The organism is Allobosea sp. Root483D1, assembly GCF_001429505.1.
Lineage (GTDB): Bacteria > Pseudomonadota > Alphaproteobacteria > Rhizobiales > Beijerinckiaceae > Allobosea.
In genome coordinates, this window is sequence record NZ_LMJW01000003.1 from 71,831 (window position 1) to 92,026 (window position 20,196).

Consider the following 20,196-nt stretch of genomic DNA (forward strand, 5'->3'; position numbering starts at 1 on the left):
ACGGCCCCGGGCTTGGATTCAGGCTGCCCTGGCGAGAACCGCCTGTCCCTTGCCCGCAGCCTTGGCAGCATAGAGCGCTCGATCTGCCGCTTCCTTGATCCGTTGCCCGTCGACGGCGCCTTCCGTCTCCACGACCTCGACCCCGATGGAGATTCCGACGATCGCCGGCGCCCCCAGCACGGCATAAGGCAGCCCGACCAGCGCGACGGCCCTGTCGGCGATCGCCTTCGCCGCCACCGCATTGGCCGCGGGCAGGATCGCGGCGAACTCGTCTCCGCCGAGGCGCACCAGAGTGTCGCCAGCCCTCAGCATGCTCGACAGCCGCGCCGCGACCTGGCGCAGGAGCTCATCGCCGGCGGCGTGGCCGAGGCGATCGTTCACCGCCTTGAAACCATCGAGATCGAGCAGTAGCAGGGCGAAGTCGCCACCCATCGCGGCCTCGGCGAGCGCCTCGTCGAAGGCACGCCGGTTGGCAAGGCCGGTCAAGGGATCGCGCCTCGCGGCAGCATCGAGCTCACGTTCGGCGATGAGAAGCGCCTCGACCTGGCCGACGATATGGCGCGACGACTCGTAGATCGACAAAAGATAGAGCGCGAACAGGCCCGCAAGGCCGATCCGGACCGGGTCACCGGACAGCAGCAGCATCGCGATCAGCACACTCAGCGCGATGGTCGAAAGCGTCGCGCAAAGCCAGTAGCGCAGGGTGCGGGCGCAGGAACCGGCGGTCAGCGCCATCGTCAGGCCGACCGCCAGGATTTCGCCATTGGTCCACTCGGCCGCGAAGACCCTGACCGTCAGGAGGGCTATGCCGATCGTGAACGCCAGCGCCGGAAGGGAATAGGCGCGCTCCCAGCGGCGCGCCTGCTCCAGCGTCATCGGCTTCGGCGCCAGGCGCCGGTAGGCCAGGACGCCGGCGATGCGGGCGAGGCTGGTGACGACCGCGACGCAAAAGATCGCCCACGTCCAGGCATCGCCAGTTTCACTGGCGATGAGGGCTGTTCCCGCGACGAAACACACGGTCACGAAGCCGATCTGAGGCAGGGCGTTGAACAGACGAGAGATGATCTCGGCTTCGACCGTCGCCGGCAGGGAATGACTTCGCGCTCTGAACATCGGGCTCCCACATCTCGGGAGACGATATCCGTCAGGCGTTAAGGACCAGATTTCGATTTTGCTTCAAATGCCTCGTAGGCACGGGGTCGCAGGGGCCGCACGGCCCGTCGCCCGCCTGAGTTGAGGACCGTGCCAGGTGTTCCCGAGAGGTCCGGGAGCTTCCAGAGCCGCCTTGTCAGCCCGCCGATGTAGCGGTGAAGACCGCCAACTGAGCCTCGAAAGCCCGCTTGTAGGCCGGCCGCGCTTCGGCGCGGGCGACATAGGCGGCAAGGTTCGGCCGCTCTTCCAGCAAGCCCGAACCCTGCAGCCTGCGCAGCACCGTCACCATCAAGAGATCACCGGCGCTGAACGCGCCATCGAGCCAGTCTGCATCGCCGAGGTGGTTGGAGAGGCCTTCGAGCCGTTTGCGTATGATGCCGTCGAGGGCGCCCAGGCGCTCCTCGTACCATGGCTTGTCGCGTTCGAGGATCATGGCCAGGGTCCGGTCGAAGATCGGCGGCTCCAGCGTGTTGAGTGCCGCGAACATCCACATGATCGCGCGCGACCGGGCATTCGCCTCGTTCGGCAGCAGGCCGGCATGGCGTTCCGCGATATGGAGCACGATCGCTCCCGACTCAAACAGGGAAAGGTCGCCGTCCTCATAGGTCGGAATCTGCCCGAAAGGCTGAAGCGCGAGATGCGCCGGCTCCTTCATCGTCTTGAACGACAGAAGGCGGACCTCATAGGGCTGGCCGGCTTCCTCGAGCGCCCAGCGCAGGCGCATGTCGCGCGCCAGGCCGTTGCCACGATCGGGAGAGCGTTCGAAGGCGGTGATGGTGGCGGTCATCGGCGGCTCCCATGATTGTTTCGCGCTTGCAGCCGGAGGACGAACAACCATCGCGCCTCCCGACAATGCGCCTCGTTTTTCCCGACCACTGGATTTCGCGATCCGGCGCGGCCCCAGGAAAAATCGCCAAAGAAAAACCCGCCCCGGATCGCTCCGGAGCGGGCTCTGTCTCACGCCGTGAGGCGATCAGCGACGATCAGTTCTCGACATAGCCGATCTTGCCGTCGGCACCCTTCTTCCAGGTGTAGACGGTGTAGTCCGGGCGGGTGATGTCGCCCTTCTTGTCGAAGCCGATCTTGCCGATGACCGTGTCGACCGGCTGGCCGCCATGCAGCGCCGCGGCGATCTTCTTGGGATCGACCGAGTTCGCGCGCTTGGCGCCTTCGGCCATGATCTGGACCGCGGCGTAGCTGTAGAGCGTGTAGGCTTCCGGCTTGAACTTGCGGGCCTCGAACTTCTTCAGGACCGCAGCGGCCTCCGGACGCTTCTGCGGATCCGGCGGGAAGGTCATCAGCGTGCCTTCGACGCCGGGGCCGCCGATCGTGGCGAACTCGTCGGTGGTGATGCCGTCGCCGGAGATCAGCACGGTCTTCAGGCCCTGGTCGCGCATCTGGCGCACGATCAGGCCGCCCTCGGTGTGCAGGCCACCCCAGTAGAGGTAGTCGGCGCCCGTCGACTTCAGCTTCGAGATCAGCGCCGAGAAGTCCTTCTCGCCGGCGTTGACGCCTTCATAGAGCACGTCCTTGACGCCGGCCTTAGTCAGGCCCTTGCGGGTCTCGTCGGCGAGGCCCTGGCCATAGGTCGTCTTGTCGTGGACGATGGCGATCTTCTTGCCCTTGAGGTTCTTGGCGATGTATTCCGCCGCCACCGAACCCTGCTGGTCGTCGCGGCCGCAGGTGCGGAACACGTTCCAGAGGCCACGCTCGGTGATCTTCGGGTTGGTCGCCGAGGGGCTGATCATCAGGATGCCGTTCTCGGCATAGACTTCCGACGCCGGCATGGTGACGCCGGAGTTGAAGTGGCCGAGCACCATCTTGACGCCGTCGCCGACGAACTTGTTGGCGACGGAGACGCCTTGCTTCGGATCCGAGACGTCGTCACCGAGGACGACCTGGATCTTCTGGCCCAGGATGCCGCCGGCGGCGTTGATGTCTTCCGCAGCCTGTTCCGCCCCGTTCTTCAGCTGCGCGCCGAACGCCGCATTCGGACCCGTGATCGGGCCGCCGACGCCGAGCTTGATCTGTGCGTTCGCTACGCCAGAAAAGGCGAGGACCGCGCCAAGGGCAATACCGCCCAAGAGCAGCTTCTTCATGCGTTGTGACTCCCCTGTGAGTATATTACGGGCCGGTTTGGCCGTCCCGTCTCGGCGCGTGGTGCCACCGTGAAACGCAGTCTTGCGCTTTTTCGCGGTGCTGTCACGCGGCAAGCCCCGTGAACTTTGGTTGTGTTTTCGGCGCCTTAAGTGCTCTCGCGAGCCCTCCAGGTGAAGGGACCGGTGCGCTCGTAGAGCCAGCGATATTGCGTCGTCATCTGACGCGCCCGGTTGTAGCGCCAGCCGGCGAAGCTGAAGGCGAACAGCACGATCGTGTCGGCGATGTAGTAGTGCGCCGACAACAGCGTCGCCTCGAACAGGGCGAAGTGGATGAAGCGGATCACCAGCCCGAGGATCGCCGTATAGATGACAAGTTGCACGGGCGGGCGCCAGGTGATCGCCACCGCCCGGCCCGTCATCCAGGCGGCCCAGCCGCCCATCGCCACGGTGACCAGCAGGAAGAGCCAGATGGTCGGCTCCTCATAGAGAATGCCCTGCATCATCGTGCTCCGTTCAAGCCCGCGCCGTTCAATGCCGGCCGCCTTCGAGATAGGCCGCCCGCACCTGCGGATTGGCGAGCAGCTCCTTGCCGGTGCCGCTCATGGTGATGACGCCGTTGACCATGACATAACCGCGATGAGCAAGCTTGAGCGCGTGGAAGGCGTTCTGCTCGACCAGGAACACAGTCAGCCCCTGGCTGCGGTTGAGCTCGCGGATCGCCTCGAAGATCTGCTTCACGATCAGCGGCGCGAGACCGAGCGAGGGCTCGTCGAGCATCAGCAGCTTCGGCCGCGCCATCAAGGCGCGCGCGATCGCCACCATCTGCTGCTCGCCGCCCGAAAGCGTGCCGCCGCGCTGCTGCAGGCGCTCCTTCACGCGCGGGAAGAGCACGCAGATCTTTTCGAGGTCCTCCTCGAAATGCTGCATGCCGGCGACCGCGGCGCCCATCTGCAGGTTCTCGAACACGGTCATGCGCGGGAAGATGCGCCGCCCTTCCGGCGACTGCGCGATCCCGAGGCGTGCGATCTCGTGGCTCGGCATCCGCGTGATGTCGCGCCCCTCATAGGTTATGGTGCCCTCGCGGGCCTGCGGAGTACCGAAGATCGTCATCATAAGCGTCGACTTGCCGGCGCCGTTGGCGCCGATCATCGTCACGATCTCGCCCTGACGGACATCGACGTCGACGCCCTTCAGCGCGATGATCTTGCCGTAATAGGTCTTGACGCCGCGAACGGCCAGGAGCGGTGCGGTTTGAACGCCCGAGAGCGGCTCTGCCTCGCTCATAGGCCGACCTCCGCTTCCACCTGCTCGACCTCTTCGTCCTCGACGCCGAGATAGGCGGCGATCACCTTCGGATCGGCCTGCACCTCGGCCGGCGTGCCGTCAGCGATCTTGGTGCCATAGTCGAGCACCACGACATGGTCCGAGATTTCCATCACCACCGACATGTCGTGTTCGATCAGGAGCAGCGCCGTGCCGTGGTCCTTGCGGATCGACAGCAGGAGGTTGTTGAGGTCGAGGCTTTCGCGCGGGTTGAGGCCGGCGGCCGGTTCGTCGAGGCAGAGCAGCACAGGATCGGTGCACATGGCGCGGGCGATCTCCAGCCGGCGCTGGTCGCCATAGGGCAAATCCGCTGCCGGGTCGTCGGCGCGATGGACGAGATTGATCTTCTCCAGCCAAGTCTTGGCCTTCTCGATCGCCTCCTTCTCGCGCGCCTTGTAGCCGCCGATGCCGAGCACGCCGAGAAAGGTGAAGCCCGAGGCGATCATCAGCGGATTGTGCTGCGCGACCAGAAGGTTCTCCAGCACCGTCATGCCGCCGAACAGGCGGATGTTCTGGAAGGTGCGGGCGACCTTGGCCTTCCAGGCGATCCGGAAGTCCGGCATGCGCTCGAGCAGATGGCTTTCGCCACTGTCGTGGGTCAGCGAGATCATGCCCTCGGTCGGCTTGTAGAAGCCGGTGATGCAGTTGAACACCGTGGTCTTGCCGGCGCCGTTGGGGCCGATCAGCGCGGTGATATCGCCCTTGCGGGCCGCGAAGGAGAGGTCGTTGACGGCGGTCAGGCCGCCGAAGCGCATCGTCAGATGCTCGACCTGGAGAAGCGGCTTGGTCGTCATCAGCCGTGCCCCTCCTGGACCATATCGGCGGAGATCGCCTTCTTCTCCTTGAGGAAGGCGGTCGGCTCGCGGGTCGAGATCAGTCCGCGGGGCTTCCAGATCATGATCACCACCATGGCGAAGCCGAAGATCAGCATGCGGTATTTGGTCGGGTCGAAGTCCTGGCCGAAGATCTGCTTCAACCAGTCGAGCTCGCGCAGCAGCTCGGTGCCGCCGATCATCGCGATCGCGGCGATGGCGCAGCCCCAGAGCGAGCCCATGCCACCGAGCACGACGATCGCGAGGATCACCGCCGATTCCATGAAGACGAAGGATTCAGGCGAGATGAAGCCTTGGCGTGCCGCGAAGAACGAGCCGGCGAAGCCGCCGAACATGGCGCCGAGCGAGAAGGCCGTCAGCTTGGTGTTGGTGGTGTTGATGCCGAGCGAACGGCAGGCGATCTCGTCCTCGCGCAGCGCTTCCCAGGCCCGCCCGACCGGCAGCCGCCGCAGGCGCAGGCTGACATAGGCCGTCAGAAGCGCCAGGCACAGGATGACGTAATAGAGGAAGATCGTGCGGTAGAGCGGCGAGAATTCGAGCCCGAACACCGCGGCAAAACCATCGTCTGCCGCCGTGAACGGTATGCCGAAGAAGGTCGGCCGCGGGATGCCGGAGATGCCGGCATAGCCGTTCGAGAACTCCGTCCAGTTGATCAGCACGAGGCGGATGATCTCGCCGAAGGCCAGCGTCACGATCGCGAGATAGTCGCCGCGCAGCCGCAGGACCGGGAAGCCGAGCAGCATGCCCCAGAAGGCGGCGAGGATGCCGGAGAGCGGCAGCAGCATCCAGAAGGACAGGCCGAAATTCTTCGCCAGCAGCGCATAGGAATAGGCGCCCACCGCGTAGAATGCGACATAGCCGAGGTCGAGCAGGCCGGCGAGACCGACGACGATGTTCAGCCCCCAGCCCAGCATCACGTAGATCAGGATCTGGACGCCGAAATTGTCGATCCATTTCAGCGCCCCGCCCCAGCCGGCGAGATTGATCGCGATGATCGGGAAGGTCAGCAGGAAGCCGAGGCCGAACAGCGAGAAGATCCGCGAATGGCGCTGGAAGAAGCCGACCGTGCCATGCGGCAGCAGCCGCACGATCGACTTGCCATCGCCGCGCTTCTGCTGGCGCAGCGCCATCAGGAAGCGGCCGACGAAGATGATCGCCACGGCCCAGGCCACCGCATCCCAGCGCGGATCGAGCACGAGCTGGTTGTCGAGATTCTGGCGCGTGCCCCAGGCGATGATCGGGATGCACAGGCCGAAGGTGACCAGCGCCGCGAAGGCCGCCTCCTTCAGCGCCTTCATCATGTCGGCCTGGCGCTTGGTCGGCGTCGATGTGTCCATGGCCATGGGCTTAGACCTTCTCGACTTCGGGCCGGCCGAGGATGCCGGAAGGCATGAAGACGAGGACGACCGCCAGGATGCAGAAGGCGGCGACGTCCTTGTAGTCGATGGTGAAATAGGCCGACCACATCACCTCGATCAGGCCGATCAGCAGCCCCCCGAGCACGGCGCCCGGTAGCGAGCCGATGCCGCCCAGGACCGCCGCGGTGAAGGCCTTGACGCCGGGCGTGAAGCCGTCGGCGAAATTCACGACACCGTAGAGCACGAGGTACATGACGCCCGCGACGGCGGCGAGCGCCGCGCCCATCACGAAGGTGATCGAGATCGTGCGGTCGACGTCGACGCCGAGCAGCGAGGCCATCTTGCGGTCCTGCTCGCAGGCGCGCTGGGCCCGGCCGAGCGGCGTCTTCTGCACCAGGTACCAGAAGGCGGCGAGTAGCACGACCGTGGTGATGATGATGACGAGCTGCTTGTAGGAGATCGAGACCGGGTAGGTCGCGCTGTCGATCAGCAGGATCGACTTGTTCAGCATCGGCGGGATCGGCTTGTTGCGCGGTCCCTGCACGACCTGGACAAAGTTCATCAGGAAAATCGACATGCCGATCGCCGAGATCAGCGGCGCGAGGCGGAACGAGCCGCGCAACGGCCGGTAGGCCACCCGCTCGATCGTCCAGTTCCATAGCGAGGTAAAGAACATCGCCAGGATCAGGACGAAGAACAGTGTCAACACGATCAGGCCGGCGCCGAGCCAGGCCGAAATCAGCATGAAGAAGATCAGCGCGATGAAAGCCGACAGCATGAAGACATCGCCATGGGCGAAATTCACCATGCCGATGATGCCGAAGACCATCGTGTAGCCGATGGCGATGAGGCCGTAGATCGACCCCAGGGTCAGCCCATTGATGAGCTGCTGGACGAATACTTCCATTGAACGACGCCTAACCCCTCGAATCAGTTACCCGTTCTTTTCTGCGCGGCATGACACCGACGCATGCGGGATGCGATCTCGACGCAGAGCTACCAACCGTCTGCGCCCTCGACAATCACCCCGCGCCACATTTCTGTCAAAAGCAATCTGCACGACATTGCATATGCAATAGGCAGCCGATGCTGCGGCCCCGCGCGCATTCCGCGCAACATGATTGCTCGGCATGCAGTACACGATCCCGCGACACCAGGCCCTGCGGTCGCCGATGTCGCACCACCTGCGCGCGAGATACCGGAATGGTGGCTCCGATCGCGCTCAGGCCATGCGCTTTAGGCCTCGCGCATGGCTCCGAGCGCTGCCACGATCACCCTCCCGCGAATCCCGCTTTTCCAGGTGCGCCATGGTCCTCGCCGCCCCTCCCCTCGCCGATGCCGCTCATGACGAGGCGCTCGCCTTGCTCGACCGCGTCCCACTGATCGACGGCCATAACGACCTGCCCTATGTCGTGCGGCTCGACCGGGCCGCGAAGGGCGACCTCGGAGCCTACGATCTCGGCAAGGTTCATCCCGAAACCGACACCGACATCCCGCGCATGCGCGCCGGCAAGCTCGCGGCCCAGTTCTTCGCGGCCTATGTCCCGCCGAGCCATCCCAAGCCGGCCGGCTTCGCGCTGGCGCAGATCGCGCTGATGCGCCGGATCTGGGAGCATCACGCCGACGTCTTCCGGCCGGGCCTGTCCGCCGACGACGTCGAGGCGGCGAAGAAGGAGGGGCGCATCGCCCTGTTCATGACGATCGAGAACGGCTCGGCTCTCGACAACGAGCTCGACGCGCTCGACGCCTATTGGGATCTCGGCGTCCGGCTGATGACGCTCTGCCACAACGACACCCATGACTGGTGCGATTCGGCCACCGATGCACCGCGCCACAACGGACTGAGCGCCTTCGGCAAGCAGGTGATCGGGCGGATGAACCGGCTCGGCATGATCGTCGATCTCGCCCATGTCGCACCGAAGGTGATGCACGACGTGCTCGACGTCAGCGAGGCGCCGGTGGTCTGGTCGCACTCCAACGCCTTCTCGCTCTGCGACCACCCGCGCAACGTTCCCGATGACGTCCTCGACCGCGTCGCGGGCAAGGATGGTGTCGTGATGGCGACCTTCGTCCCCGATTTCATCAATCAGGCCTCGCGCGACTGGAACCGGCCGGCCAGGGATCAATACGGCAAGGCGCGGGAAGGGCTCGACTTCAAGAAGGTGGAAGCCGAGATCGTCCAGAAATCCGGCCCGCGACCAAGGGCGACGTTGGCGCAATACTGCGACCATCTCGACTATCTGGCCAAGCGGATCGGCCACGACCATATCGGCATCGGCTCCGACTTCTTCGGCGGCCTCACGCCGGACGGTATCGAGGACGCCTCGACCTTCCCCGCCGTCTTCGCAGAGCTGATCCGCCGCGGCTGGTCGCAGGAGAATCTCGCCAAGCTCGCCAGCGGCAACATGCTGAGGGTGATGCGCTCGGTCGCCAGCGCCGCGGCACGCTGAGCCATCCCGCGACAAGGCGGAAATGAGGCAAAGTTTTAAGGGTGTGATGCCAAAGCTGCCGGGCCCGACATTGCGAGCGGGGGCGGAGCGCTAGCTACCCCCTGTCCCGCGCCAGAACAGCCCGGACAGCACCCGTGAACATATTTCCCGCTTCCATCAGAACCTATCTCGTCGCCACCATGGCGTGCCTGTGCGTGCCGGGCCTCGGCGCGCTCGCCTTTCTCGCCGAACAGTCGGTCGAGGACGTGCTGACCAGCCGGCGGCTCGTCGAGCTGGTCGCTGCCGACGAGGCTCTCCTCAACGCCGGCAACACCATCCGCTCCAATCGTGGCCAGGCGCAAACCGCGATCCAGGTCGCCGATGATCCGGCGCCGACGCTGAAGACAATCGAGCAGGCCAATCGCGACGCCCTCGCCAGCGCCATGGCGCTGCTGCGGAGCACCGACCTTGCCGAGCGCAACGCGCTAGCCACCGCGATCGGCGAAAAGGAAAAGTCGACTACGGCCAAGCTGCCCGAGATCTATGCCGAGGCGGGGAAGCCCAAGCCGCAGCGCAGCCTCGCCGCCACCATGCCCTGGTACAACGGCGTCGGCGACATCGAGACCGCGATGACCACAGCTTCGGACGCGACCTCGACGGCCGTCCGCATGTCAGATCCGGCGCTCGCCGATCTGCAGAATTTCAAGGCGGCCGGCTGGCGCGTGCGTTCGAGCTACGGCACGCAGTGCTCGGTCCTGCGCCCGGTCTTCGGTAGCAACAAGCCGATGGATGCGGCGCAGTTGCGCCGGCTCGGCGAGATGCGCGGCGCATCCGACGCCAGCATCGCCCAGCTGACCCAGCTTGCGGCGCGCCCCGGCGTCAGCCCCGAGCTGGCGCGCAAGGTCGGCGCGATGAACGCCGAGGTCACGGCCGCCAACCGGTTGATGGACGAGCAGATCGGCCGCGTCGGCCAGGGCAGCAGCCCGGTCGTCGGCCCCGAGGAATGGACCAAGCAGTGCAACGGCCCGTTCAACACGATCCTCGCCGCCGTCGGCCAGTCCTTCGATGAGATGGAGAACGTGACGCAGGCGACGCTGTCGCGGGCCTGGACCCGGCTTGCGATCACCGGTGGCCTCTTCCTCGCTTTGCTCGGCATCTGCGTCGTGAGCTGGCGCGGCGTGCAGCGCCGCATCACCCGGCCGCTGGCCCAGCTCCAGACGTCGCTCGCCGGCATGCAGGCCGGTGACTTCGCCCAGAAGATTCCCGCTCCGCCCTGCCCCGACGAGATCGGCACGCTGAGCGGCGCGCTCGAGGACTACCGCCAGAACGCGCTCGCGCTCGAAACCAACCGGCGCGACCGCGAGGTCGCGATGCTGGCCGATGCCGAGCAGGCCGCCAAGGTCCGCACCCTCGTCGGCGAGGTCGCCGGCATCGTCGCGGCGGCGCGCGCCGGCGACTTCTCCGGCCAGGCCGAGGCCGGCGATGTCGACGGCCCGCTGCGCGAGCTGGTCGAGGGCGTCAACGAGATCAACGCTGTCGTCGATGCCGCCACCACCGAATTCGCCGACGCGATGCAGTCGCTCGCTGCCGGCGACCTGACCCACCGCGTGACGACCGGCTATCGCGGCCGCTTCGCCGCCCTGCAGGAGGCGATCAACCAGACCGCCGAGCGGCTCTCGACGACGATGCGGACGATCCAGGCCAACGCCTCGGATGTCGGCCTCTCGGCCCGCGAGATCTCGACCGGCGCCGACGACCTCTCCAAGCGCACCGAGGAGCAGGCCTCCTCGCTGGAGGAGAGCGCGGCGACCACCGAGGAGCTTGCCGCCTCGGTCAAGGCCTCCGCCCAGGCCTCGCAGCAGGCGGTCCGCCAGGCCGGTCAGGCCATGCAGGTCGCACAGGACGGCGGCGTCATCGCCGGCGAGGCGGTCGCGGCCATGGCCCGGATCGAGGGCGCCTCGAAGAAGATCTCCGAGATCGTCTCGGTGATCGACGGCATCGCCTTCCAGACCAATCTTCTCGCGCTCAATGCGGCGGTCGAAGCCGCCCGCGCCGGCGATGCCGGCAAGGGCTTCGCGGTTGTCGCCTCCGAGGTGCGCACCTTGGCCCAGCGCTCCGGCGAGGCGGCCAAGGACATTTCCGGGCTGATCTCCTCCTCGAACAGCGAGATCGAGTCCGGCGTGAAGCTGGTCCAGCAGGCCGGCGATGCGCTGACCCGCATCGTCGAGGCCTCGCGCGGCGTCCAGACCACCATCTCCGAGGTCGCGACCGCGTCGAGCGAGCAGGCCAACGGCATCGAGGAGATGAGCCAGACCGTTGCCCATATGGACGAGATGACCCAGGCCAATGCCGCGCTCGCCGAGCAGAGCGCCGCCAGCGCCAACGCCCTCGCCGGCAAGATCGCCGAGCTCAACGCCCTCGTCGCGGCCTTCAAGACCGGGGATGAGCTCGCGCCGATCGCGAGGTCCCCGGTCGCGGCCACCCCGTATGCCCCGCCGCCGCTGCGCACTACCGACCTGGCGGCGATCGCGAGCGGCCGGGGCGCCGAGCCGGAACGCCTGCGCAAGCTCGCTGCAGCACTCGTCGAGCAGCGGAAGGCGCCGCCGCGCCAGGCTCCGGCCTCAGCCTCAGCCTCAGCCCGCAAGCGTGCCAACGATGCCGGCTGGGAAGAGTTCTGAGGCGCATTCCTACGCCGCAGACAGGAAGCGGGCACGGCCTTGGGGCCGTGCCCGCACTGCGTTTAGCGGAACCTTAAGCATGATTTGGCAGGCTCTCGCCCGATTCCGGCAGGTGAGAGGGTCATGGCTTTGTCTACTGCAAGCTCGCGCTCGGCCGCCTCGCGCCTGACGATCCAGCTCCGGATCGCACTGGTCAGCGTCGTCTTCGTCCTTGGCCTCGTGCTGATCGGCGCCGCATCCTGGACGGGCAGCGGCCAACTCACAGCCGCCTTCGAGGACTCCAAAGCTTACTCCACGCTCGCCGCCCGCTCACGCGAGGTGCGTGCCGCGAGCTTCGCGCTGAAGGCCGCCAGTCGCGATGTCCGCTTCCGCCAGGAAACCACGGATATCAATGACTTCAGAGCCGGCCTTGAATCGCTGAAGCAGGCGATTGCGCGTCTTGGCAGCGCCGCTGGAGCCGGCCGCGTGCGCGACAGCATCGCCGCGCTCGAAGCGCCGATGAAGGCGATCGAAGCCGACTTCACCACGATCAGCGCGATGCAGCTCGCCTTGCGCTCCGCCGCTCCGGAAGGCCTCGCCGCCAGGCTGGAAGACGCCGCCGAAGCCCTGGAGACCAAGGTGCGTTCGCACAGCATGGGATCCGATTCGCCCGACCTTGCGCGCCTCCCCGGCATCCTCGCGGCTTTGCGCCGGATCGATGCCGCCTATCGTCTTTCGCTCGACGAGAGCCTGCTCGGCCAGTGGGAGGTCGAGCAGGGCCGCTTCGAGCGCGCGCTCGGCCGCCAGGGCATCCCGGCCGAGGCCAGGGCCGAGATCGACCCGGCCTTCAAGACCTATGCCGAGATCGTTCCCGCCTGGAGCAAGGCCGAGAAGGATTTCATGCTCGCGGGTGAAAAACTCTCGGGCGAGTTCGACCTGATCGCCCCGCCGCTGCAGGAGCTCGAAACCCGGCTCGCCACGGAGGAGGCTGAGGCCGGCGCCCGCCTCGCCGAGGCGCAGGCCCGCACGCAGGCGATCATTCTGGGAACCATCGTTGCCGCGCTCGTGCTCGGCCTGATTGCCGCCTTCATCGTCGGGCGCACCACCGCCCTGCCCCTGCGCCGCCTGCGCGACGCCATGCTCAGGCTCGCCGCCGGGGACTACGAGGTCGCGATCGCCGGCCTCTTCCGCCGCGACGAGATCGGCCAGATGGCGCAGGCCGTGCAGGTCTTCAAGGAGAACGGGCTCGCCGTGCAACGGCTCGAGGCCGAGACCAGCGAGGGGCGTGCCGAGGCCGAGCGCCAGAATCTTGCCATCGCACACCAGCGCGAGGAAGCTGCCGCCACGCAAGGCTCCCTGCTTGCCGAGCAGCGCCAGGTCGTCGGCTTGTTGGCGGACGCACTCGCCCGCCTTTCGCAGGGCGACCTCACCGTGCGGATCGAGGATGCCGTCGCGCAGGACTACGAGACGCTGAAGCAGGATTTCAACAGCGCGATCGAGCGCCTGGCCGCGACCGTCGACGCGATCAAGGCGACCTCCGTCGAGGTCGCGACCGCCGGCCGCGAGATCACCAGCGGCGCCGACGACCTCTCGAAGCGTACCGAGGAGCAAGCCTCCTCGCTGGAGGAAAGCGCCGCGACCACCGAGGAGCTCGCCGCCTCGGTCAAGGCCGCGGCCGACGCCTCGCGCCAGGCCGCCAAGCTGTCGCAGGAGGCGAGCGGCATCGCCCGCAAGGGCGGCGCTATCGTCGACGATGCGGTCCAGGCGATGAGCCGCATCGAGGACGCCTCGCGCAAGATCTCCGACATTACCTCGGTGATCGACGAGATCGCCTTCCAGACCAATCTGCTGGCGCTCAACGCCGCCGTCGAAGCCGCCCGCGCCGGCGATGCCGGCAGGGGCTTTGCCGTCGTCGCCTCGGAAGTGCGCACGCTCGCCCAGCGCTCGAGCGAGGCGGCCAAGAGCATCTCGGCGCTGATCAAGGCTTCGAACACGCAGGTCGGCGACGGTGTCGAGCTGGTGCGCTCGGCCGGCGCGGTGCTGGGCCAGATCGTCGAGGCCTCGCAGCGCGTCGCGACCACGGTGACCGAGGTCTCCTCGGCATCGTCCGAGCAGGCCAGCGGCATCGACGAGATGAGCCAGACCATCGCCCATATGGACGAGATGACCCAAGCGAACGCCGCGTTGGCCGAGCAGAGCGCCGCCTCCGCCACGGCGCTGGCGCAGCAGATCGAGCGGCTGAACGGCCTGGTCGCGGCCTTCCGGACGCATGATGGCGCCCAGCCCGGCCACGCCGTCGATCTCAGGCACGAGCGCCGCCGCGCCTGATCACCGCCGAGCGGTTGACGGGAGCGGCGCAGCCGGCGCATGGCTGCGGCCTCTTTCAGGACACAGCCTTCACATGACCGGTTCCGGCACCGACCGCACCCGCCCGCCCCTCACGGCGCAAGCTCCCATCGTCATCCTCGTCGAACCGCAGCTCGCCGAGAATATCGGCATGTGCGCGCGCGCCATGGCGAATTTCGGCCTGTCCGAGCTGCGCCTCGTCGCGCCGCGCGATGGCTGGCCGAGCGGCGGTGGCCTCAAGAAGGGCGCGACGGCGGCCGCCTCCGGCGCCACCCATATCCTCGACAATGCCCGGCTCTTTCCCGATGCCGCCGCGGCGATCGCCGATCTCAACCATGTGCTGGCAACGACGGCGCGCGAGCGCGGCCAGATGAAGCGGGTCTTCACCCCCGCCGAGGCGATGCCGAACCTCAGCGAGCGCATCGCCTCGGATGAACGGGTCGGCATCCTGTTCGGGCGTGAGCGCATCGGTTTGACCAATGAGGAGATCAGTTTCGCCGACGCGATCCTGACCTTCCCGGTCAATCCCGCCTTCGCCTCGCTCAACCTGGCGCAGGCGGTCCTGCTCTGCGGCTATGAATGGCTGAAGGCCAGCGGCGGCGAGCCGCCCTTCCGCGAGAACAACCCCTCGCCGCCGGCGAGCCGGGCAACTGTGCTCTCGATGTTCGACTATCTCGAGGGCGAGCTCGAGCGCTGCGGCTTCTTCCCGCCCGGCAAGAAGCCGGTCATGACCGCCAATCTGCGCGACATCCTGCACCGTCTCGACATGACCGAGCAGGAGGCGCGCACCCTGCGCGGCGTGTTCAAGTCGCTGGCAGAGGGACCGAAGGCCGGCCGGAACGTCGAGCCGAAAGCCTGACGGCACCAAACGACTGCGCCGCCGCAGAACCTGCGGCGGCGCCAGAGCGTGCTGACTTCATGGGGAAGCACCCTCGTCATCCTGGGCGAGCGAAGCTCGGCCCGATCAGCGCCGCCAGCGGGGCCGATGCGGCGGCGCTTGCCCCGGTCGACCTCAACGCCCTGGCGAAGACCGTGCTCAGTACGGCGCGACAGCTTTACCGGCCCACTGGCAGAGCTCGTCCAGCCCCTCGCCAAGGGCACAGCCTCGCACGGTTCGGGCCTCGCTCTCGCCATCGCGGCAGAGATGGAGCGGGCGCACAAGGGCGAGCTCACCCTGGCGCAAGAGGACGGGATGACCCGGATGCGGATCGTCCTCGCCGGCTGAGCGGGATGGCGCTCGTCTCGAAGACATCGGGAGGAGGCAGATGCCTGGCCGTCTCGACCAATTGCCAAGCGCGATTGTCGCGAAATGGCAAGACAGGCGGTCGCCTCTGCTGGGAGGAGTCTGGCTCAATGCCGGATCGGGCTGTCGCAACGATAGTTTTGTCTGTGACGCGGGCCAAACGTTCTCCGGATTCACCAATCGTTTGGCGCGGACGGGCTATGTCGTCGACTCCCACAAGAGACTGAGACCATGGCTGCCGACTTACGGACCGACGAGCTCGAGGCTGCAACCGCGATGCTCCATCGTTTCTCCATGCTGATCGAGAACGGTCTGGCGACGAGATTCTCGGGGTGGCTCTCTTCCGGTGAGGCGTGGCATGATTTCATCAAAGGGCTGGAAGCCGTCGGTTATCGTCCCGCGTTGCTCGCGCTCAGCGTCATAGCGATTTGCCTCTTTGCCATCGCTGCTACGGCAGCGGCGGGCCGTTCCATCACGACCAGATTCATGGCTCGGCCACTTCTATCCGCGGCGGCCTGGTTCGCGGCTGCCCTGCTCGTGGTGCTGACGTTCTGGGTCCTGCTGCTGAGCCTCATCCCCGATCCAATGCTCCGCCGCGCCTTGCTGAACTGCGTCGTGATCTCGGCTGTGGCGACAATGATATGTTTCCCGTTGACCACAGGTCGCAGGTCGATCTTCTCGCCTTGGCGGCGTGATCTCGCCGTCGCGATCGGAATCGCCTCCGGCGGCCTGGTGGTGTTGGCCTGTCTGCGCGTATGGAATGCGGCCGATCCGCTACGCGATCTCTTCGCAACATTCGCGGTGTCTTTGCCGTTTACGGTTCTGGTCGCAGCGGCGTATCTGCGTCATCGCGGGCTGGTCACGAGGGCTCTGTCGTTCGGCAGCAGGGCAGGATCGCTGCGCCGGAAGCTGGCCGCAATCTGGCCCTGGATCGTGGTCGCGATCGTGATACTCGCTTTTGTCTTCATCCAGCTGGATCTGACGATCGGAAGGCCGACGCGGGGCGGATTTCTGCTGATTTCGCTTCTTCTGGCTCTCGCCGCCCCCCATCTCGACGTCGCCATCGAAAGACGCGGCTGGCAGGCGGCTCGATCGCAGGGAGGCGAACTGACCGGCGCGCTGTGGCGGACGTTCCGCATCGTGGTCGCCTCATCGATCCTCGCGGTATTGGCGATGCTCTGGCTCCTGCCCATTCTGGACGTCGCCGGTATTCCGCGTGGCACCGTCGTGCTGAAAGCAGCCGAGATCCTGATGCTCGTGCTGGTCATCGCCTTCTGTTGGAACTGGGTGGCGATCATGACCGCGCGCATCAGACCTCATGCGTCGGGCGATCCCCATGTCACCACCGCCGTGATCGGCACGCGGCTGACCACTGTCGGCCCGCTGCTCGTGGGCCTCACCAAGGCCGCGCTTCTGACGCTGGGGGCGCTCACCATCCTGGTCATGCTGGGCATCAATGTCTGGCCGTTGATCACCGGCCTCTCGATCTTCGGTCTGGCGATCGGTCTCGGCTCCCAGACCCTGGTGAAGGACGTGGTGGCGGGTCTGTTCTTCCTCGTCGATGATGCCTTCCGCCACGGCGAGTACATCGAGACCTCGGGGGCCAAGGGCACCGTCGAGAGAATCTCGTTGCGCTCTGTCTCCTTGAGGCATCCGCGCGGCCCGGTTGCGACGATCCCTTTCGGGCAGATCGGGAAGATCCAGAACTTCAGCCGCGAATGGGTCGTCGAAAAAATGCTGTTCCGGGTGGCTTTGGACACCGATGTCGAAGCCGTTCGAAAATTGTTCAAGAAAATCGGGCAGGAGGTCGCGGCCGATCCGGAACTGAACGCCGATCTCCTTGAGCCGTTCAAGAGCCAGGGCATTGCCGCGCTCGAGGAAGGCACCCTGGTGATCCGCGGCAAGTACAAGGCCCGGGCCGGACGGCAATTCCAGATCCGCAAGGCGATCCTCTCCAAGGTGCGGACCACGCTGGCCGAGAACGATATCAAACTGGTGCCCAAGCCGCTTCACGTGCCGCAGATGGGTGGCTGAAGTTCAGCGATCTCAAGGCATAGGGCGGACAGCAAATGGCCGCTTGCGACCTTAGCGGGGCGCTTGCTTTTCGTGTGTCCCTCAGAACCTCACAGCCAGGCTCGCCTTGAAGGCGTGATCCTGCGCCTCTTCGGCGAGTTGGGCGGTGTAGGAGGCTCCGAGCGTGGTGTTGGCGCCGAGCGCAAAATCGAGCCCGGCCTCGACCAAAGCGGAATCCCTGGCGATCGGCAGGCCGGAGATGCTGAACGGGTTGCCGCCGGCGAAGGCGAGCGTCGTCTTCGGATCGACATCGCCGAAGGCATGGCGCCAGCCGAGGCCGCCGCGCAGCGTCAAATCCATGCCCTGCAGGCGGGTCGCCGTCGCGGCGCGCAGGCCGAGCGTCGCATAGCCGAGGCCGGTGTCGTCGCTGCCGGAGGAAAGCGCCGCGGCGCCGCCGCGCTCCGAGAAGCCGTCGCGGTGCAGGACGACATAGGCGAGGCCGGCGAAAGGCTCGAACGCCACCTGTCCGATGTCGATGCGGTAGCCGAACTCGCCGAAGGCCTGAGCCGTGCCGGCATCATAATCGGCGCGCAAGGTGTCGCCGAGCCCGGCCGCGACGATGCCGCGCCGGGTCGAGAGGTCGTGCCAAGTGTAGCTCAGGCCGGTGCGCAGGTTCAGCGCACCCCATTGCCCGCCGCCATAGAGGCCGAGATGGTAGTTGTCGCTCTCGCCGGAGGAGAGCCGGCCGTTCACGTCGAACTGGGTCCGGCTGTAGCCGGCGACGACGCCGAGGCGCAGGTTCTCGAACACCGCGGCATCGGCACCGACGAGCAGGCCCCCGGTCGAGCGGGAGAGGCTGGCGGCATTGCCGTCGCTGCCGGTACGGCCCCACGAACCGTAACCCTGGCCCCAGACGGCGAAACGTTCGGCCGAAGGCGGCCTGGGCATCGCCCCTTGAATGCGCGGCGCGAGATCGGCGGTGAAGCCATAGCTCAGCGTCGCCATCGGGGCGGAGCCGACCGCGCCGAAGGCCGAGCGCAACCGGTCGTTGACCGCCGCGCGCAGGAGCCAGCTCTCGTCGACCAGCACGGTGCGGGCCGAGGCATGGATTTCGCCGGCGAGCTGTCCGAGCGCCCGGCGCGCCGCATCGAGACTCGCCTGGTTGTAGACACCGCTCTGGATCGAATTGCCGTCCGGCAGGCTGTCGACCGCCTTGCCGACCTCCTGCTCGTTGCCGGTACCGCCGATGCCGCCAGCAGTGCCCGTCCGGACCACTGTCAGATAAGCATTCGACGCATCGGTGCCGTTGCGCAGGCTGAGGAAGGGCGTCAGCGCAAGGTCGGCGTTGCCATAGCTGCCGGTCAGCCCGGTCGAGGTCAGGATGGTGTAGCGCTGGCCGGCGACATAGGCCGCGCCGGTAGAGTTGACGACCGCGATCGTCGCGCCATTGGCCAGCGTCGCGGTGCCCTTCACGTCGATGCGGTCGGAGGTGACCGTGCCCGGATCGATCTCGACCTCGTAGACCGCCCCGGCATTCTGGACATATGCGCCATTGACGGTGAGCGTGCCGATCGAATTGCCGGGCGTGATCCGGCTGCCCGAGGCGAGCGTCGTCGCCCCGACCGTGCCCGAGCCGCCGAGCCGCGCGCCCGACGCGACCGTCACCGCCGAGTCGGCGAGCGAGCCGTTCACGATCAGCGCACCCTCGTTGACGTTGGTCGTGCCCGCGAAATCGCCGCTGCCGGCAATGGTCCAGGTGCTCGCGCCCGTCTTCTCCAGACGGTTGAAATTGCGGTACTGCGAGGTGCTGCCGATGCCGCCATCGAGCACCCAGTTGTCGGCCCCGCCAAGGCGGAGGACGTTGGCGCTTCTTGCCGCATTGGCCAAGACATCGCCGATGATCTGCGAGCCCGCTCGAAGCTCCAGATCGATCACGCCAAAAAAACCCTGAACCACTTGAATGGCGATGCTCTGCCCGGCGCCGGCCCGGATGGTGCCGCTGTTGACGATGTTGAGATTGGTACCGGTTCCAATGGCTTGAATCGCGATGGAGCCATCGCCGCCCTCGATCGTGCCGGTGTTGATGATCTGTCCGGCGACATTGCGCACCGATATGCCATAGCCGCCGAGTATTCCCGTCCCGCCGCGAATAACACCGTGATTCGTCAGCGCGGCAGCGGCTCCCGGTCCGCCAAGGTCGACGCCTGGTCCTCCGTTTCCTGTACCGGTCGTTCCGCCCTGAACGAGGCCCATGTTCGTCACCGACGCCCCGGTGCGAACGGCAAGAGCCGCTGCCGACGTTCCGCCGTCGGAGCCTCGGAATGTGCCCACCAGCGTCCTGACGGCTCCGGCGCCCGTGATGAAGGTGCCGCCGTTGGGGGCGCCGAAGAGGGTGAACCCCTGGGTGTCGATCGTGATTGGCTTCGTCGCAGTTGGAAAACTGGCGGAGCCTGAGGGGAAACTGGCGGTCATTACGATCGTCGAGCTCGGATCGCCGTCGCCGTTCGCCGCGGTCATGGCGGCGCGCAACTGGCCGTCAGTGCTGACGAAATAGGTCGCGGCCGAGGCCGGCGAAGCGGCCCAGGCCGCGAGCGTCAGCGTGCTTAGGCTGACGGTCCGGAGCAATACACCGAGATTGACAGAGGAACGGCACACTCCGGCGGTCATCGGCTTATCCCCTACATAGCCAGCGCGCCCTTGCGAGTTTCGGGCGGCACACAACCATGACTAGAGTCGGGCTGCT

At 66.6% G+C, this 20,196-nt stretch carries 15 protein-coding genes; 6 read left to right on the forward strand and 9 right to left on the reverse strand.

The window, feature by feature from the left end:
• Positions 1-18: 18 nt before the first annotated feature.
• From ASE66_RS06720 to ASE66_RS06755, 8 genes are all read right to left on the reverse strand, one after another.
• The gene (locus tag ASE66_RS06720) at positions 19-1,113 is read right to left on the reverse strand and encodes a sensor domain-containing diguanylate cyclase (RefSeq protein ID WP_057188845.1); all 1,095 of its coding nucleotides are present in this window, start codon (positions 1,111-1,113) and stop codon (positions 19-21) included.
• A gap of 175 nt (positions 1,114-1,288) precedes the next feature.
• Entirely contained in the window at positions 1,289-1,939 is a 651-nt protein-coding gene (locus tag ASE66_RS06725) for a glutathione S-transferase family protein (protein WP_057188846.1), read from the reverse strand.
• A gap of 196 nt (positions 1,940-2,135) precedes the next feature.
• Positions 2,136-3,251 (reverse strand): branched-chain amino acid ABC transporter substrate-binding protein, encoded by a 1,116-nt coding sequence (locus ASE66_RS06730; protein WP_057188847.1) that lies wholly within the window; start codon positions 3,249-3,251, stop codon positions 2,136-2,138.
• A 146-nt stretch (positions 3,252-3,397) separates the two neighbouring features.
• Positions 3,398-3,751 carry a DUF6867 family protein gene (locus ASE66_RS06735; RefSeq protein WP_057188905.1) on the reverse strand — a complete coding sequence of 118 codons (354 nt, stop codon included), beginning with the start codon at positions 3,749-3,751 and terminating at the stop codon, positions 3,398-3,400.
• 28 nt (positions 3,752-3,779) lie between these two features.
• The gene (locus tag ASE66_RS06740; RefSeq protein WP_057188848.1) at positions 3,780-4,535 is read right to left on the reverse strand and encodes an ABC transporter ATP-binding protein; all 756 of its coding nucleotides are present in this window, start codon (positions 4,533-4,535) and stop codon (positions 3,780-3,782) included.
• The gene (locus ASE66_RS06745) at positions 4,532-5,368 is read right to left on the reverse strand and encodes an ABC transporter ATP-binding protein (protein WP_057188849.1); all 837 of its coding nucleotides are present in this window, start codon (positions 5,366-5,368) and stop codon (positions 4,532-4,534) included. Before ASE66_RS06745 ends, ASE66_RS06740 begins: the two co-directional genes overlap by 4 nt.
• Complete coding sequence (livM, locus tag ASE66_RS06750; RefSeq protein WP_057188906.1) at positions 5,368-6,744, reverse strand: high-affinity branched-chain amino acid ABC transporter permease LivM; 1,377 nt, start codon at positions 6,742-6,744, stop codon at positions 5,368-5,370. The genes ASE66_RS06745 and livM overlap by 1 nt, the downstream gene beginning before the upstream one ends.
• A 10-nt stretch (positions 6,745-6,754) precedes the next feature.
• Positions 6,755-7,672 (reverse strand): branched-chain amino acid ABC transporter permease, encoded by a 918-nt coding sequence (locus ASE66_RS06755; RefSeq protein ID WP_057188850.1) that lies wholly within the window; start codon positions 7,670-7,672, stop codon positions 6,755-6,757.
• Between the two features lie 400 nt (positions 7,673-8,072).
• On the opposite strand from ASE66_RS06755, the gene ASE66_RS06760 reads away from it, so the two are divergent.
• The 6 genes from ASE66_RS06760 to ASE66_RS06785 all read left to right on the forward strand — a co-directional run bounded on the left by ASE66_RS06760 (position 8,073) and on the right by ASE66_RS06785 (position 17,474).
• Entirely contained in the window at positions 8,073-9,215 is a 1,143-nt protein-coding gene (locus ASE66_RS06760) for a dipeptidase (RefSeq protein WP_057188851.1), read from the forward strand.
• 134 nt (positions 9,216-9,349) lie between these two features.
• Positions 9,350-11,872 carry a methyl-accepting chemotaxis protein gene (locus ASE66_RS06765; protein ID WP_156412050.1) on the forward strand — a complete coding sequence of 841 codons (2,523 nt, stop codon included), beginning with the start codon at positions 9,350-9,352 and terminating at the stop codon, positions 11,870-11,872.
• A gap of 123 nt (positions 11,873-11,995) precedes the next feature.
• A complete protein-coding gene (locus ASE66_RS06770) occupies positions 11,996-14,179 on the forward strand; it encodes a methyl-accepting chemotaxis protein (protein WP_057188853.1) in 2,184 nt (727 codons plus the stop codon).
• Positions 14,180-14,252: 73 nt separating this feature from the next.
• Positions 14,253-15,056, forward strand: coding sequence for an RNA methyltransferase (locus ASE66_RS06775; RefSeq protein ID WP_057188854.1), 804 nt, complete (start codon positions 14,253-14,255; stop codon positions 15,054-15,056).
• A 138-nt stretch (positions 15,057-15,194) separates the two neighbouring features.
• Complete coding sequence (locus ASE66_RS06780) at positions 15,195-15,422, forward strand: hypothetical protein (protein WP_156412051.1); 228 nt, start codon at positions 15,195-15,197, stop codon at positions 15,420-15,422.
• A gap of 249 nt (positions 15,423-15,671) precedes the next feature.
• Positions 15,672-17,474 carry a mechanosensitive ion channel family protein gene (locus tag ASE66_RS06785; RefSeq protein ID WP_057188856.1) on the forward strand — a complete coding sequence of 601 codons (1,803 nt, stop codon included), beginning with the start codon at positions 15,672-15,674 and terminating at the stop codon, positions 17,472-17,474.
• Between the two features lie 81 nt (positions 17,475-17,555).
• Here ASE66_RS06785 and ASE66_RS06790 read toward each other — a convergent pair whose 3' ends face one another.
• Entirely contained in the window at positions 17,556-20,120 is a 2,565-nt protein-coding gene (locus tag ASE66_RS06790) for an autotransporter domain-containing protein (protein WP_082613260.1), read from the reverse strand.
• Positions 20,121-20,196: the final 76 nt, after the last annotated feature.

Bases quoted from the DNA above. Each gene is read 5' to 3' on its own strand.
- ASE66_RS06720 (WP_057188845.1), bottom strand. From the start codon at position 1,113: ATGTTCAGAGCGCGAAGTCATTCCCTGCCGGCGACGGTCGAAGCCGAG.
- ASE66_RS06725 (WP_057188846.1), bottom strand. From the start codon at position 1,939: ATGACCGCCACCATCACCGCCTTCGAACGCTCTCCCGATCGTGGCAAC.
- ASE66_RS06730 (WP_057188847.1), bottom strand. From the start codon at position 3,251: ATGAAGAAGCTGCTCTTGGGCGGTATTGCCCTTGGCGCGGTCCTCGCC.
- ASE66_RS06735 (WP_057188905.1), bottom strand. From the start codon at position 3,751: ATGCAGGGCATTCTCTATGAGGAGCCGACCATCTGGCTCTTCCTGCTG.
- ASE66_RS06740 (WP_057188848.1), bottom strand. From the start codon at position 4,535: ATGAGCGAGGCAGAGCCGCTCTCGGGCGTTCAAACCGCACCGCTCCTG.
- ASE66_RS06745 (WP_057188849.1), bottom strand. From the start codon at position 5,368: ATGACGACCAAGCCGCTTCTCCAGGTCGAGCATCTGACGATGCGCTTC.
- livM (WP_057188906.1), bottom strand. From the start codon at position 6,744: ATGGACACATCGACGCCGACCAAGCGCCAGGCCGACATGATGAAGGCG.
- ASE66_RS06755 (WP_057188850.1), bottom strand. From the start codon at position 7,672: ATGGAAGTATTCGTCCAGCAGCTCATCAATGGGCTGACCCTGGGGTCG.
- ASE66_RS06760 (WP_057188851.1), top strand. From the start codon at position 8,073: ATGGTCCTCGCCGCCCCTCCCCTCGCCGATGCCGCTCATGACGAGGCG.
- ASE66_RS06770 (WP_057188853.1), top strand. From the start codon at position 11,996: ATGGCTTTGTCTACTGCAAGCTCGCGCTCGGCCGCCTCGCGCCTGACG.
- ASE66_RS06775 (WP_057188854.1), top strand. From the start codon at position 14,253: ATGACCGGTTCCGGCACCGACCGCACCCGCCCGCCCCTCACGGCGCAA.
- ASE66_RS06785 (WP_057188856.1), top strand. From the start codon at position 15,672: ATGGCTGCCGACTTACGGACCGACGAGCTCGAGGCTGCAACCGCGATG.
- ASE66_RS06790 (WP_082613260.1), bottom strand. From the start codon at position 20,120: ATGACCGCCGGAGTGTGCCGTTCCTCTGTCAATCTCGGTGTATTGCTC.